Here is a 13,812-nt window from a genome sequence, read left to right as displayed (position 1 = left end):
AAAGCGCCCATGAAGGGCGTTCATTAGGAATACAACTGATGTGTGGAATTGTAGGCGCAGTAGCGCAACGTGATATCGCAGAAATCCTGTTGGAAGGTTTACGCCGTCTCGAGTACCGCGGTTACGACTCCGCCGGTCTGGCGGTGGTCGACGAAAAAGGCAACGTCAGTCGCCTGCGTCGCGTAGGCAAGGTGCAAAAACTGGCCGAAGCGGCGGAGCAGACCGATCTGCACGGCGGTACCGGCATCGCTCACACCCGCTGGGCAACGCACGGTGAACCGACCGAAGCGAACGCGCACCCGCATGTTTCCGACTACATTACCGTGGTGCATAACGGCATCATCGAAAACCACGAACCGCTGCGCGAACTGCTGATCGAACGCGGTTACCGCTTCAGCTCCGAAACCGACACCGAAGTGATCGCGCACCTGGTGCACTGGGAACAACAACAGGGCGGCACGTTGCTGGAAGTGGTTCAGCGCGTGATCCCACAGCTGCGCGGCGCTTACGGCACCGTGGTGATGGACAGCCGCGATCCGAGCGTATTGGTCGCGGCGCGCTCCGGCAGCCCGCTGGTTATCGGCCGCGGCGTCGGGGAAAACTTTATTGCTTCCGATCAGCTGGCGCTGCTGCCGGTCACCCGCCGCTTCATCTTCCTGGAAGAAGGCGACGTGGTGGAAGTGACTCGCCGCACCGTCAACATCTTCGACAAGCAGGGCAACGCCATCGAGCGCCCTGAAATCGAATCCCAGGTGCAGTATGACGCCGGCGACAAGGGCGCTTACCGTCACTACATGCAAAAAGAGATCTACGAACAGCCGCTGGCGCTGAAAAACACCCTGGAAGGGCGTTTCAGCCATGGCCAAATCAACCTGAGCGAGCTGGGCCCGCGCGCCGACGAGCTGCTGGCCAAGGTGCAGCACGTGCAGATCATCGCCTGCGGGACTTCTTACCACTCCGGTATGGTGGCGCGTTACTGGTTTGAAGCGTTGGCCGGCGTGCCGTGCGACGTCGAGATCGCGTCCGAATTCCGTTACCGCAAATCGGCGGTGCGTCCGGGCAGCCTGATCATCACCCTGTCGCAGTCCGGCGAAACTGCCGATACGTTAGCGGCGCTGCGCTTGTCCAAAGAGCTGGGTTATCTCGGTTCGCTGGCCGTTTGTAACGTGGCCGGCTCTTCGCTGGTGCGCGAATCGGATCTGGCGTTGATGACCAAAGCGGGCACGGAAATCGGCGTGGCCTCGACCAAGGCCTTCACCACGCAGCTCACCGTGCTGTTGATGCTGGTGGCGCGTCTGGGCCGCCTGAAAGGCATGGCGGAAAGCGTGGAGCAAGAGATCGTGCATGGCCTGCAGGCGCTGCCGGCGCGTATCGAGCAGATGCTGTCGATGGATAAAGAGATCGAAGCGCTGGCGGAAGGGTTCTCCGACAAGCACCATGCGCTGTTCCTCGGCCGCGGCGATCAGTATCCAATCGCCATGGAAGGGGCGCTGAAGCTGAAAGAGATCTCCTATATTCACGCCGAAGCCTATGCGGCGGGTGAGCTGAAACACGGCCCGCTGGCGCTGATCGACGCCGATATGCCGGTGATCGTGGTGGCACCGAACAATGAACTGCTGGAAAAGCTGAAGTCCAACATTGAAGAAGTGCGCGCGCGCGGCGGCCAGCTGTACGTGTTCGCCGATCAGGACGCCGGCTTCGTCAGCAGCGAAGGCATGACCATCATTCCTCTGCCGCACGTCGAGGAAATCGTGGCGCCGATCTTCTACACCGTGCCGTTGCAGCTGCTGTCTTACCACGTGGCGCTGATCAAAGGCACCGACGTTGACCAGCCGCGCAACCTGGCGAAGTCTGTCACCGTAGAGTAATCTGCCGCAGGTAAACTGCAAAAGCCGGCCTTTGCGCCGGCTTTTTTCATGAGCGGCCTTAAAGATGACAGCGCGACCGATTCGGCGATAAACATTGTCATATTCAAGCGGATAGGCCGCGCCAAACCGTTTTTTTATTGCACGTCAATTGCGCTGTTTTTTGACTAATTAATTGATTTTTAAAGAAACAAACGCCTCTCTGGCGCGCTGTAATATAACTGTCATATTGCGTACATTTTTCTGTCACCAAACTGTCCTATTTTCCCTCCTGCAGCAATACTTACTCTGATTAAAACGACTCGAAGTCGATTTTAAATATCCCATTAGGAGGGATTATGAAACTGATGCGTACCACCGTCGCCAGTATTGTGGCAGCGACCTTCTCCCTGACCACCGTGTCCGCGTTCGCTGCTGCCAGCCTGACCGGTGCAGGTGCGACATTCCCCGCTCCGGTTTACGCCAAGTGGGCAGATTCTTATCAGAAAGAAACCGGCAACAAAGTTAACTATCAGGGCATCGGCTCCTCTGGCGGCGTGAAGCAAATCGTGGCCAACACCGTTGACTTTGGCGCTTCCGACGCCCCGCTGTCTGACGACAAACTGGCGGCCGATGGCCTGTTCCAGTTCCCGACCGTGATCGGCGGCGTGGTGCTGGCCGTGAATATCCCGGGCATCAAATCCGGCGAACTGACGCTGGACGGCAAAACCCTGGGCGATATCTACCTGGGCAACGTCAAAAAATGGAACGATCCGGCTATCACCAAGCTGAACCCAGGCGTGAAACTGCCTGACCAGAACATCGCCGTGGTGCGCCGCGCCGACGGTTCCGGCACCTCGTTCGTGTTCACCAGCTACCTGTCCAAGGCCAATGCGCAGTGGAAAGAGAAGATCGGCGCCGGTTCTACCGTTAACTGGCCGACCGGTCTGGGCGGTAAAGGCAACGACGGCATCGCCGCCTTCGTTCAGCGTCTGCCTGGCTCTATCGGCTACGTAGAATACGCTTACGCCAAGCAGAACAACCTGGCTTACACCAAGCTGGTATCCGCCGACGGTAAACCGGTCAGCCCGACCGAAGAGAGCTTCAGCAACGCGGCCAAGGGCGTGGATTGGAGCAAGACCTTCGCTCAGGATCTGACTGACCAGAAAGGCGACAACGTGTGGCCAATTACATCCACCACCTTCATCCTGGTGCACAAAGAGCAGAAAAACCCTGCTCAGGGCGCCGAAGTGCTGAAGTTCTTCGACTGGGCTTACAAAACCGGTGCCAAGCAGGCTAACGAGCTGGATTACGCCACCCTGCCGGCAGAAGTGGTTGAGCAGGTGCGCGCGGCTTGGAAAACCAACGTAAAAGACAGTTCAGGCAAAGCGCTGTACTAACAACGCAGGGGCGCGGGTTCGCCGCGCCCCACACAGTTCTTCAGGCTCCGATCCCGGTTGGGGCTGCCAGGGTTCAAACAGAGAGTAATCTATGGCTGAGTACAAGCCGACCATCAAAGCACCGGGCAAAAACGGTGACATCATTTTCAGCGCGCTGGTGAGACTGGCTGCGCTGATTACCCTATTGTTGCTGGGCGGCATCATTGTTTCGCTGATCTTCGCCTCCTGGCCAAGCATGCAGAAATTCGGCTTCGCCTTCCTGTGGACCAAAGAGTGGGACGCGCCGGCGGAGCAGTTCGGCGCGCTGGTGCCGATCTACGGCACCGTGGTCACCTCGCTTATCGCGCTGATCATCGCCGTGCCGGTGAGCTTCGGCATCGCGCTGTTCCTGACCGAGCTGGCGCCGAACTGGCTGAAGCGGCCGCTGGGCATCGCCATTGAGCTGTTGGCGGCCATCCCCAGCATCGTTTACGGCATGTGGGGCCTGTTCGTGTTCGCGCCGCTGTTCGCCGAATACTTCCAGACGCCGGTCGGCGAAGTGCTGTCGGGCATTCCGATCGTCGGCGAGCTGTTCTCCGGCCCGGCCTTCGGCATCGGCATTCTGGCCGCCGGGGTGATCCTGGCGATCATGATCATTCCTTACATCGCGGCAGTCATGCGCGACGTGTTCGAACAGACCCCGGTGATGATGAAAGAGTCGGCCTACGGCATCGGCTGCACCACCTGGGAAGTCATCTGGCGCATCGTGCTGCCGTTCACCAAAAACGGCGTCATCGGCGGCGTGATGTTGGGCCTGGGCCGTGCGCTGGGGGAAACCATGGCGGTGACCTTTATCATCGGCAACACCTACCAGCTCGACAGCGCTTCGCTGTACATGCCGGGCAACAGCATCACCTCGGCGCTGGCCAACGAATTCGCCGAAGCCGAGTCCGGCGTGCACACCGCCGCGTTGATGGAGCTGGGCCTGATTCTGTTTGTTATCACCTTTATCGTGCTGGCGCTGTCGAAACTGATGATCATGCGTCTGGCCAAGAATGAGGGGCGTTAACATGGCGACGATGGATATGCAAAACGCAGTCGTTCTGGCGGAAAGCCGCCGCAAAATGCAGGCCTGGCGCCGGCAGAAAAACCGTCTCGCGCTGTTCCTGTCGATGGCGACCATGGTGTTCGGGCTGTTCTGGCTGATCTGGATCCTGATCGCCACCGTGACCAAAGGCTTCGACGGCATGTCGCTGGCGCTGTTCACTGAAATGACCCCGCCGCCGAACACCGCAGGCGGCGGTCTGGCCAACGCCATCGCCGGCAGCGGCCTGTTGATCCTGTGGGCGACCATCTTCGGCACGCCGCTGGGCATCATGGCCGGCATCTACCTGGCAGAATACGGCCGTAAATCCTGGCTGGCGGAAGTGATCCGCTTTATCAACGACATCCTGCTGTCCGCACCGTCGATCGTGGTGGGCCTGTTCGTTTACACCATCGTGGTGGCGAAGATGGAACACTTTTCCGGCTGGGCCGGCATCGTCGCGCTGGCGCTGCTGCAGGTGCCGATCGTCATTCGCACCACCGAGAACATGCTGAAGCTGGTGCCGGATACGCTGCGCGAGGCCGCTTATGCGCTGGGCACGCCGAAATGGCGCATGATTTCCGCCATCACGCTGAAGGCGTCGGTGTCCGGCATCATCACCGGCGTGCTGCTGGCGATTGCGCGCATCGCGGGGGAAACGGCGCCGCTGCTGTTCACCTCGCTGTCGAACCAGTTCTGGAGCACCGACCTGATGCAGCCGATCGCCAACCTGCCGGTGACCATCTTCAAATTCGCCATGAGCCCGTTCGCCGAATGGCAACAGCTGGCCTGGGCCGGGGTGCTGTTGATCACCCTGTGCGTACTGTTACTGAATATCCTGGCGCGCGTGATTTTCGCCAAGAAAAAGCATTCATAAAATTTTGAGCGCCGCTTTGGCGGCGCTGATGAAAAGAGAGAAGTCTTGATGAGTATGGTTACTGACGCTTCCAGCAGCAAAATTCAGGTACGCGATCTGAACTTCTACTACGGCAAATTCCATGCGCTGAAGAACATCACGCTGGATATCGCCAAGAACAAGGTCACCGCGTTTATCGGCCCGTCCGGCTGCGGCAAATCCACCCTGCTGCGCACCTTCAACAAGATGTACCAGCTGTACCCGGAACAGCGTGCGGAAGGCGGCATCCTGCTGGACGGCCAGAACATCCTGACCGACAACTCGGATATCGCGCTGCTGCGCGCCAAGGTCGGCATGGTGTTCCAGAAGCCGACGCCGTTCCCGATGTCGATTTACGACAACATCGCCTTCGGCGTTCGCCTGTTTGAAAAGCTGTCGCGCGCCGATATGGACGAGCGCGTGCAGTGGGCGCTGACCAAGGCGGCGCTGTGGAACGAAACCAAGGACAAGCTGCACCAGAGCGGCTACAGCCTTTCCGGCGGCCAGCAGCAGCGCCTGTGCATCGCCCGCGGCATCGCCATTCGTCCGGAAGTGCTGTTGCTGGATGAGCCTTGCTCGGCGCTGGATCCGATCTCCACCGGCAAGATTGAAGAGCTGATCAGCGAGCTGAAGGCCGATTACACCGTGGTGATCGTAACCCACAATATGCAGCAGGCGGCGCGCTGCTCCGACTCCACCGCATTTATGTATCTGGGCGAGCTGATCGAGTTCAGTGATACTGATAACCTGTTCACTGCGCCGCAGAAAAAGCAGACTGAAGACTACATCACTGGCCGTTATGGTTGATAGGAAGCATCATGGATAACCTGAATTTAAACAAACACATTTCCGGCCAGTTCAACGCAGAGCTTGAGCATATCCGCACCCAGGTGCTGACCATGGGCGGGCTGGTGGAGCAGCAGCTGACCGACGCCATCACCGCGATGCACAATCAGGATGGCGAGCTGGCCAAGCGAGTTATCGAAGGCGACGCCAAGGTCAACATGATGGAAGTGGCGATCGACGAAGCCTGCGTGCGCATCATCGCCAAGCGCCAGCCGACCGCCAGCGATCTGCGCCTGGTGATGGCGATCATCAAAACCATTTCCGAGCTGGAACGCATCGGCGACGTGGCGGACAAAATCTGCCGCACCGCGCTGGAGAAGTTCTCGCACCAGCACCAGCCGCTGCTGGTCAGCCTGGAATCGCTGGGGCGCCACACCGTGCAAATGCTGCACGACGTGCTGGACGCCTTCGCGCGCATGGATCTGGACGAGGCGATCCGTATTTACCGCGAAGATAAAAAGGTCGACCAGGAATACGAAGGCATCGTGCGTCAGCTGATGACCTATATGATGGAAGACTCACGCACCATTCCGAGCGTGCTGACCGCGCTGTTCTGCGCCCGTTCTATCGAGCGTATCGGCGACCGCTGCCAGAACATCTGCGAATTTATCTTCTATTTCGTCAAAGGACAGGATTTCCGTCATTTGGGCGGCGACGCCCTGGAAAAGCTGCTCTCTCCGGGCGGTAAAGACGACAAAGCCGACTGACCCTTTCCGGGTAATATCCTTCAAAGGCGCGGTTTCCCGCGCCTTTATTCCATCTTAAGTTCTTAAAGATAAAAAGGTTATAAATATAGCTTTTTATATTATTTCCTGACCTATGTGGCGCTTGCTAGCTTATCCGCCAGCAGGACATCAACCACTTAGGAGCTCTCTATGAAACATCGCGCTTTGGCCTTAACGTTGTTAGCCAGTCTGACCGGCCTCGCCGCCGGCGCCGCGCACGCGGACAAACTTGACGATATCAAGCAAGCCGGCGTGGTGCGTATCGCGGTGTTCGACAGCAACCCGCCGTTCGGCTACATCGATCCGCAGAGCAAGAAGCTGGTGGGCTACGATGTGGACGTCGCCGATGCGATCGGCAAAGCGCTGGGGGTAAAAGTGGAGCTGCGCGCCACCAACCCGGCCAACCGCATTCCGCTGCTGGTGTCGAAGAAGGTTGACCTGATTGCCGCCAACTTCACCATTACCGACGAGCGCGCCAAGGAAGTGAACTTCAGCGTGCCGTACTTCGCCACCGGTCAGAAATTCATCGCCCGCAAAGGCGTGCTGAAAACCCCGGAAGACATCAAAAAGCTGCGCATCGGCGCGGATAAGGGCACGGTGCAGGAAATCACCCTGCGCGAGCGTTTCCCGACGGCGAAAGTGATCTCTTACGATGACACCCCGCTGGCGTTCGTGGCGCTGCGCAACGGCAACGTGCAGGCGATCACCCAGGACGACGCCAAGCTGGTCGGCCTGCTTGGCAACCTGCCGGCGGCGCAGAAGGCGGAATTTGAAATTTCGCCGTTCAGTCTGACCAAAGAATACCAGGGCGTCGGCATTCCCAAGGGCGAAGATCGCCTGACCGCCGCGGTGAACGAGACGCTGATCAAGCTGGAAAAAGACGGCGAAGCGGTTAAGATTTACGATCGCTGGTTCGGGCCGGAAACCCAATCCGCCCAACCGCGCGGCGATTTCAAAATCGCGCCTTTGGATCAGCAACCGAAAGCCTGATTTAACCGCTCGCGGTGAGATCGGCACGGAGGGGCGCAGCTTGCTGCGCCCCTGATGCATTCTGCAAGACAAGGATTGAACATGAACCTGGACTGGCTGCTGGCGCCGCAATACCTGAGCTGGCTGTGGCACGGCTTTCTGCTGACTCTGTGGCTTTCCGCCTGCGCGGGCCTGGCGGCCACGCTGCTGGGCTTCGTACTGGCGGCGATGCGCGACAGCAGCCTGCGGCCGTTGAGTTGGCTGGCGATGGGCTACAGCTCGCTGTTTCGCAATACGCCGCTGCTGGTGCAGCTGTTCTTCTGGTACTTCGCCGCCGGGCAGATCCTGCCGTCCGCCGCCATGCAGTGGCTGAACAGCTCACATCAGGTCGGTCCGCTGGAATGGCCGTCGTTCGAGTTTCTCGCCGGTTTCTTCGGCCTGACGCTCTACTCCACCGCCTTTATCGCCGAAGAGATCCGTTCCGGCATTCGCGGCGTCGCCGGCGGGCAGAAATATGCCGCGCAGGCGCTGGGGCTGACCGGCTGGCAGGCGATGCGCTACGTGGTGCTGCCGCAGGCGCTGAAAATCGCGCTGCCGCCGCTGCTGGGGCAATACATGAACGTGATCAAAAACTCGTCGCTGACCATGGCGATCGGCGTGGCCGAACTCTCTTACGCCTCGCGTCAGGTCGAAACCGAAACCCTGCGCACCTTCCAGGCGTTCGGCGTGGCGACGGTGCTGTATATCGCCATCATCGCGCTGCTGGAAGGCTGGGGCATGTGGCGCCAACAGCGTAAACCGCTGGGAGGGCATTGAGATGGATTTCAGCGTGATTCACGACAACCTGGGCTACCTGCTGTGGGGTACCTGGCCGGATGGTCCATTAGGCGGCGCGGCGCTGACGTTGGCGATCAGCCTGATGGCCGGCGTCGCCTCGGCGGCGCTAGGCACCTTGCTCGGCGTGGCGCTGGCGATGTCGCGCGGCGTCGCTGCCGGATTGCTGGCGGCGGTGCTGGGCTTTTTCCGCGCCATACCGGTCATCATGCTGATCTTCTGGACCTATTTCCTGCTGCCGATGGTGTTTGGCGTAGAGATCCCGGAAATCACCACCGTGGTGTGCGCGCTGGCGCTGATCGCTTCGGCCTATCTGGCCCATGCGGTGAAGGCCGGCATCGCCGCGATCGGCCCCGGCCAGTGGCAGGCCGGACTTTCCCTGGGGCTGACCCGCTGGCAGACGCTGCGCATGATCGTGCTGCCGCAGGCGCTGCGCATGATGGTGCCGTCGTTCATCAACCAGTGGATATCCCTGATCAAAGACACCTCGCTGGCTTATATCGTCGGCGTTGGCGAACTGACCTTCCTGGCGACCCAGGTCAACAACCGCAGCATGGTCTATCCGATGGAAGTGTTCCTGTTCGTGGCGCTGGTCTATTTCGTGTTCTGCCTGGCGCTCGATCTGCTGGCCAACGCGGTCAACCGCCGCTTCGGCGCGCAAACTCGCGCGTTGAAACGGTCGTGGCGCTGGTGGCGCAACAAGCCGCCGTTGCCGGCCAGTTAATCGGCCGTCAGCCGCCAGCCGCGTTCGCGCCACAGCGTGGGCAGCTGGGCCAGGTCGTTAAACGTCGTCACCAGCGGGTGGTCGATCGGCGGGTTATGCGGATCGGCGCAGAAGTAAAAGACCGGGATGCCGGCATTGATACCAGCCTGCGCGCCGGCAGGCGAGTCATCGACCAGGATGCAGCGCGTTACCGGCACCTGCATCTGTTCGGCGGCGTGGAATACGATCGCCGGATCCGGCTTCCAGCGCTGAATGTCATAGCCGCTGAACAACCGGTCATCAAAATAAGGCAGCATGCCGGTCAGGCCGAGCGAGTGCTGCATCTTGCTGACCGGTCCGTTGGAGACGGTGCAGACAGGCACCGTCACCTGCGCCAGCAGCTCGCGGGCGCCGGCAATCTGCTGTAGTTCGCTGTCGAACAGCCGCGCCACTTCCTGCCGATACAGCGGCTCCAGCGCCTCTTTTGCCAGGTCAGTGCCCTGCTCGGCGTTGACCCGATCGATGATCTCGTACAGCTTCACCCCTTTGTATTTCTTGAACACCTCTTCCAGCGACAGATGAATGCCGTAGCGGGCGAACATGTGCACATAGGCTTTGCTGCACAGCACTTCGCTGTCCACCAGCGTGCCGTCGCAGTCGAACAAAATACAGTCAATCTGATTCATGCGGGACAGGTTCCTTCGGGTTAACGGCGCTGAGGCCGCTCAGCGATCACTTGATCAGGTTACGCGCCTTGAGATCGTGCAAAATCAGCGCGGCGACGTGTGAGCAGTGCGGCAAATCGCGGCTGTCGCACCACCTCAGCTCGGCGATTTCGGCGGCCGGCTGCAACTGCCCGGTAACGTCGGCCTGATAGCAGCGAATACGCACCTGGGTGCCGTCCTGCTTGCCGTCCGCCGGGCCGGCGAACTCGCCGTAAAACGCGATGGAGCTCGGCTGCAGCGCGACGGTCAGCTCTTCGTCGATTTCGCGGCACAGCGCCTGTTCGTCGGTTTCGCCCGCTTCGCGCTTTCCGCCCGGCATATAAAACAGCGTCTTATTGTGTGAACGCACCAGCGCCACTTTGTCATCTTTCAGCGCGATCAACGCGAGCTTATCGATAAAGGTTGAAGACATGCGGATTCCTGTTTTTTCGCGGGTAGGGTAAGAGATGCGATAGGTCATTTTATCGGCCGTGTCGGCAAACGGCAACGCAGCGGACGGAAACGCGGGATGAAAGCCTGTAAATACAAGCCGTTGACGCGTTTAGCCGTAAAGATGGCGAAAAAAACCTGTGACCGGCGTCAAAAGCCCCACTTTTTGTTATAGGATAGCCGGCGACTGTCCATTCCCATTTTCGGAATTCTGATAATGACCAAACCAGTATCTGGCCTTGACGCTGAGCAAGGCTTGCTTGGGCGCGTGTTTAAACTCAAGCAACATGGCACGACGGCGCGTACGGAAACGATTGCCGGTATCACCACCTTCCTTACCATGGTGTATATCGTGTTCGTTAACCCGCAAATCTTGGGCGCGGCGGGCATGGATACCCAGGCGGTATTTGTCACCACCTGTTTGATCGCCGCTTTCGGCAGCATCTTTATGGGCCTGCTGGCGAACCTGCCGGTGGCGCTGGCGCCGGCGATGGGCCTGAACGCCTTCTTCGCCTTCGTGGTGGTCGGGGCGATGGGCATCTCCTGGCAGGTGGGCATGGGCGCCATCTTCTGGGGAGCGGTCGGCCTGCTGCTGCTGACCATTTTCCGCATCCGCTACTGGATGATCGCCAACATTCCGGTCAGCCTGCGGGTCGGCATCACCAGCGGCATCGGCCTGTTCATCGGCATGATGGGGCTGAAAAACGCCGGCATCGTGGTGGCCAACCCGGACACGCTGGTGACCATCGGCAGCCTGACCTCGCACAACGTGCTGCTGGGCGCGCTCGGCTTCTTCATCATCGCCGTGCTCTCTTCGCGCAACTTCCACGCGGCGGTGCTGGTGTCGATCGTGGTCACCACCCTGATCGGCTGGATGCTGGGCGACGTGAAATACGGCGGCCTGTTCTCCCTGCCGCCGAGCATCACCTCGGTGGTGGGCCAGGTCGACGTGGCTGGCGCGCTGAACATCGGGCTGGCCGGGATCATCTTCTCGTTTATGCTGGTGAACCTGTTTGACTCTTCGGGCACCTTGATCGGCGTCACCGATAAAGCCGGCCTGACCGACAACCAGGGCAAGTTCCCGCGCATGAAGCAGGCGCTGTACGTCGACAGCATCAGCTCGGTGGCCGGTTCGCTGGCGGGCACCTCTTCCGTGACCGCTTACATCGAAAGTTCGTCCGGCGTCGCCGTCGGCGGCCGCACCGGTTTGACGGCGGTGGTCACCGGCCTGCTGTTCCTGCTGGTGATCTTCCTGTCGCCGCTGGCGGGCATGGTGCCGGCTTACGCCGCCGCCGGCGCGCTGATCTACGTCGGCGTGCTGATGACCTCCAGCCTGGCGCGGGTGAAGTGGGACGATCTGACCGAAGCGGTACCGGCGTTTGTCACCGCGGTGATGATGCCGTTCAGCTTCTCGATCACCGAAGGCATCGCGCTCGGCTTTATCTCCTACTGCGTGATGAAGCTCGGCACCGGCCGCTGGCGTGAAATCAGCCCGTGCGTGGTGGTGGTGGCGCTGCTGTTCGTGCTGAAGATCGTCTTCGTCGACGGCCATTGACCGCCAAAGGGCCGACGCCTGTCGGCCCTGAACCCCTAGGCGCCCGGCGTCGCATCCGGCACCTTACCCAACACCCACTGCAACGGCCGCTTGAAGCGCGCCTGCCAACTGCCGGCGGCATCCTCTCCCTGGGCGAAGTGCAGCGTTTCTACCTGATTATCCTCTCCGAACAGATTGGCGAAGTGCAACGCCAGCGCCTGCTCGCTGAAATTCTGCCGATCGTAATACGCCATCACGATTTTCTTTTGCGCCGCCAGCGACTGCTGGGCCGGCTTGATCTCGCCGTTGGGGGCGATCAGCAGCGCGCCGGCGTAAAACTGCGGGTACTTCGCGATCAGGTTGGCGGCGTGCAGCGCGCCCTGGCCGCGGGCGCTGAGGTAAATCCGCCGGGGATTCAGCTTTAGCTGCGGAGCCAGCTGTTGCAGCGTACGCTGAATGGCGGTTTGGGTGCTTTCGTCGCTGTAATTCGACCAGCGGAAACTGTTTTCCGACAGCATCTGCGTGCCGTTGAGCTCGATGTAGGCCACGCCCATTTCGCCGAACAGCAGCCGTTCTTCGGGGCTGATGGCGGCGGCTTTGCCGTAGGTATGCAGGAAGATCACCGTTGGCCAGCCTTCGGGCGGCGCTTCGCCGTCCGGCATCGCGTAGCTGGCCTTGCCTTCATAGTGGCGCGCGTGCTGCAGATAGCGCGCTTTGGTGGCGGCCAGGATCGATTGGTAGGTGGCGGAGTGCTGGATGCTGTTGAAGGCGTCGTCCTCCAGCAGGTTGTAGTAGTACCACAGGCCGCGGTCGGCGCTCAGCTGCAGGTAGCGCTCCGCCAGCTCGGTTTGCCCTTTCTCCGCCGATGACACCGCCAGCTGGTAGGGCGCCCAGACGTTGCGGCCGTCTTCGCGCATCAGCGTCAGGTACAGCGACATGGCGCCCAGCTTTTTATCTTCCTGGTTTTGCGCGGATCGCGACAGCTGGGCGTTGAGCGCGCTGTGTGCCGGCAGCTCCAGCGGCTCTTCGCCGGCGGGATAACGCATCTCTGCCGCGAAAGCGGGACTGGTGATGGAAACAAAAAATAACGCTAAAATGAAAAAATACATGATGCTATGGCTTTAATTTTCAATGAATTGATGGACTTCATGTCCTGTTGCGGCGCCTAAGGGGCGCCGCGAGACCTTCACTCCACGCGGCGAATAAAATCGCTGAACGCAGACAGCTGGCCGGTCAGAAAATCCAGCGTTCCCTGATCGCTCAGTTCACCGGCCTGTTCGTCGACCTTGCTCTGGATCACGCCGCCCATAAACTCAGGCTTGTTCATTACCATCGCATCGAGGAACACCAGGATCTGGCGCAGGTGGTATTGGCAGCGCGCGCCGCCGATCGGCCCCATCGAGCTGGTCTGAATGGCGACCGGCTTGCCGGCCAGCGGCTGATTCGGCAAGCGAGACAGCCAGTCGATGGCGTTCTTCAACCCGCCGGGCACGGAATAGTTATATTCAGGGGTGACGATGATCACGCCGTCGGCCTGGCGGATCTGTTCGGCGATCGCCTCGACCGCGGCAGGGAAGCCTTCACCCTGTTGCATGTCGGCGTCGTACAGCGGGATATCGCGGATGGAGGGCAGCGCTTCAATGGTGACGCCCTGTGGAGCCAGGCCTGGCAGGGCGCGGGCCACCATGGCGTTGTAGGAGCCTTTGCGCAGGCTGCCGAGCAGAGTGACGATTTTTAAGGCTTGGTCTGACATGGTGATTCTCCCTTTCGAATGAGCAGATTCAGCGTACAACATGGGCGAATAGTAGGCTAAAGCGCTGGTCGAGAATAGGCGATTGCTCAACA

At 60.1% G+C, this 13,812-nt stretch carries 14 protein-coding genes; 10 read left to right on the top strand and 4 right to left on the bottom strand.

From position 1 onward, the window contains the following. The first annotated feature begins 38 nt into the window (after window positions 1–38). The 9 genes from glmS to ACJ8HH_RS18910 all read left to right on the top strand — a co-directional run bounded on the left by glmS (window position 39) and on the right by ACJ8HH_RS18910 (window position 9,300). Window positions 39–1,868: a glutamine--fructose-6-phosphate transaminase (isomerizing) gene (glmS, locus tag ACJ8HH_RS18950; protein ID WP_033649563.1), complete on the top strand. Its 1,830-nt coding sequence runs from the start codon at window positions 39–41 to the stop codon at window positions 1,866–1,868. 335 nt (window positions 1,869–2,203) lie between these two features. Further along, window positions 2,204–3,244 carry a phosphate ABC transporter substrate-binding protein PstS gene (gene pstS / locus ACJ8HH_RS18945; RefSeq protein WP_033636519.1) on the top strand — a complete coding sequence of 347 codons (1,041 nt, stop codon included), beginning with the start codon at window positions 2,204–2,206 and terminating at the stop codon, window positions 3,242–3,244. A gap of 91 nt (window positions 3,245–3,335) precedes the next feature. Continuing rightward, complete coding sequence (pstC, locus tag ACJ8HH_RS18940) at window positions 3,336–4,292, top strand: phosphate ABC transporter permease PstC (RefSeq protein ID WP_004933822.1); 957 nt, start codon at window positions 3,336–3,338, stop codon at window positions 4,290–4,292. A gap of 1 nt (window position 4,293) precedes the next feature. Beyond that, window positions 4,294–5,184 carry a phosphate ABC transporter permease PstA gene (gene pstA / locus ACJ8HH_RS18935; protein WP_033636520.1) on the top strand — a complete coding sequence of 297 codons (891 nt, stop codon included), beginning with the start codon at window positions 4,294–4,296 and terminating at the stop codon, window positions 5,182–5,184. A 54-nt stretch (window positions 5,185–5,238) separates the two neighbouring features. Further along, window positions 5,239–6,009 (top strand): phosphate ABC transporter ATP-binding protein PstB, encoded by a 771-nt coding sequence (gene pstB, locus ACJ8HH_RS18930; protein ID WP_016929614.1) that lies wholly within the window; start codon window positions 5,239–5,241, stop codon window positions 6,007–6,009. Between the two features lie 11 nt (window positions 6,010–6,020). Next, window positions 6,021–6,755 (top strand): phosphate signaling complex protein PhoU, encoded by a 735-nt coding sequence (gene phoU, locus ACJ8HH_RS18925; protein WP_033636521.1) that lies wholly within the window; start codon window positions 6,021–6,023, stop codon window positions 6,753–6,755. A 168-nt stretch (window positions 6,756–6,923) separates the two neighbouring features. Further along, window positions 6,924–7,763, top strand: a complete 840-nt coding sequence (locus ACJ8HH_RS18920) for an ABC transporter substrate-binding protein (protein WP_019455482.1) — start codon at window positions 6,924–6,926, stop codon at window positions 7,761–7,763. 81 nt (window positions 7,764–7,844) lie between these two features. Beyond that, entirely contained in the window at window positions 7,845–8,558 is a 714-nt protein-coding gene (locus tag ACJ8HH_RS18915) for an amino acid ABC transporter permease (protein WP_060439334.1), read from the top strand. Between the two features lies 1 nt (window position 8,559). Continuing rightward, window positions 8,560–9,300, top strand: a complete 741-nt coding sequence (locus ACJ8HH_RS18910; RefSeq protein WP_041037335.1) for an amino acid ABC transporter permease — start codon at window positions 8,560–8,562, stop codon at window positions 9,298–9,300. Here ACJ8HH_RS18910 and yieH read toward each other — a convergent pair. Further along, window positions 9,297–9,965 (bottom strand): 6-phosphogluconate phosphatase, encoded by a 669-nt coding sequence (yieH, locus tag ACJ8HH_RS18905; protein ID WP_060439332.1) that lies wholly within the window; start codon window positions 9,963–9,965, stop codon window positions 9,297–9,299. The two genes, ACJ8HH_RS18910 and yieH, sit on opposite strands and share 4 nt — an antisense overlap. A gap of 46 nt (window positions 9,966–10,011) precedes the next feature. After that, window positions 10,012–10,416: an NUDIX hydrolase gene (locus ACJ8HH_RS18900; RefSeq protein WP_033653947.1), complete on the bottom strand. Its 405-nt coding sequence runs from the start codon at window positions 10,414–10,416 to the stop codon at window positions 10,012–10,014. Between the two features lie 234 nt (window positions 10,417–10,650). Here ACJ8HH_RS18900 and ACJ8HH_RS18895 point away from each other — a divergent pair, with 234 nt between their 5' ends. After that, the gene (locus tag ACJ8HH_RS18895; protein ID WP_033636524.1) at window positions 10,651–11,988 is read left to right on the top strand and encodes an NCS2 family permease; all 1,338 of its coding nucleotides are present in this window, start codon (window positions 10,651–10,653) and stop codon (window positions 11,986–11,988) included. A 35-nt stretch (window positions 11,989–12,023) separates the two neighbouring features. On the opposite strand, the gene ACJ8HH_RS18890 is transcribed toward ACJ8HH_RS18895, so the two are convergent. Together ACJ8HH_RS18890 and ACJ8HH_RS18885 are read right to left on the bottom strand one after the other, a co-directional pair. Beyond that, window positions 12,024–13,076 (bottom strand): hypothetical protein, encoded by a 1,053-nt coding sequence (locus tag ACJ8HH_RS18890; RefSeq protein ID WP_060431121.1) that lies wholly within the window; start codon window positions 13,074–13,076, stop codon window positions 12,024–12,026. A gap of 77 nt (window positions 13,077–13,153) precedes the next feature. Beyond that, on the bottom strand, window positions 13,154–13,720 hold the full coding sequence (locus ACJ8HH_RS18885; protein WP_025304752.1) for an NADPH-dependent FMN reductase: 567 nt from the start codon (window positions 13,718–13,720) through the stop codon (window positions 13,154–13,156). Window positions 13,721–13,812: the final 92 nt, after the last annotated feature.

The organism is Serratia sp. CY32780 (genome assembly GCF_052169135.1).
Classification (GTDB): domain Bacteria; phylum Pseudomonadota; class Gammaproteobacteria; order Enterobacterales; family Enterobacteriaceae; genus Serratia; species Serratia sarumanii.
The sequence above is the reverse complement of the archived record's forward strand: the minus strand, read 5'-3'. Positions and strand labels throughout refer to the sequence as shown.

Bases quoted from the DNA above. Each gene is read 5' to 3' on its own strand.
- glmS (WP_033649563.1), top strand. From the start codon at position 39: ATGTGTGGAATTGTAGGCGCAGTAGCGCAACGTGATATCGCAGAAATC.
- pstS (WP_033636519.1), top strand. From the start codon at position 2,204: ATGAAACTGATGCGTACCACCGTCGCCAGTATTGTGGCAGCGACCTTC.
- pstC (WP_004933822.1), top strand. From the start codon at position 3,336: ATGGCTGAGTACAAGCCGACCATCAAAGCACCGGGCAAAAACGGTGAC.
- pstA (WP_033636520.1), top strand. From the start codon at position 4,294: ATGGCGACGATGGATATGCAAAACGCAGTCGTTCTGGCGGAAAGCCGC.
- pstB (WP_016929614.1), top strand. From the start codon at position 5,239: ATGGTTACTGACGCTTCCAGCAGCAAAATTCAGGTACGCGATCTGAAC.
- phoU (WP_033636521.1), top strand. From the start codon at position 6,021: ATGGATAACCTGAATTTAAACAAACACATTTCCGGCCAGTTCAACGCA.
- ACJ8HH_RS18920 (WP_019455482.1), top strand. From the start codon at position 6,924: ATGAAACATCGCGCTTTGGCCTTAACGTTGTTAGCCAGTCTGACCGGC.
- ACJ8HH_RS18915 (WP_060439334.1), top strand. From the start codon at position 7,845: ATGAACCTGGACTGGCTGCTGGCGCCGCAATACCTGAGCTGGCTGTGG.
- ACJ8HH_RS18910 (WP_041037335.1), top strand. From the start codon at position 8,560: ATGGATTTCAGCGTGATTCACGACAACCTGGGCTACCTGCTGTGGGGT.
- yieH (WP_060439332.1), bottom strand. From the start codon at position 9,965: ATGAATCAGATTGACTGTATTTTGTTCGACTGCGACGGCACGCTGGTG.
- ACJ8HH_RS18900 (WP_033653947.1), bottom strand. From the start codon at position 10,416: ATGTCTTCAACCTTTATCGATAAGCTCGCGTTGATCGCGCTGAAAGAT.
- ACJ8HH_RS18895 (WP_033636524.1), top strand. From the start codon at position 10,651: ATGACCAAACCAGTATCTGGCCTTGACGCTGAGCAAGGCTTGCTTGGG.
- ACJ8HH_RS18890 (WP_060431121.1), bottom strand. From the start codon at position 13,076: ATGTATTTTTTCATTTTAGCGTTATTTTTTGTTTCCATCACCAGTCCC.
- ACJ8HH_RS18885 (WP_025304752.1), bottom strand. From the start codon at position 13,720: ATGTCAGACCAAGCCTTAAAAATCGTCACTCTGCTCGGCAGCCTGCGC.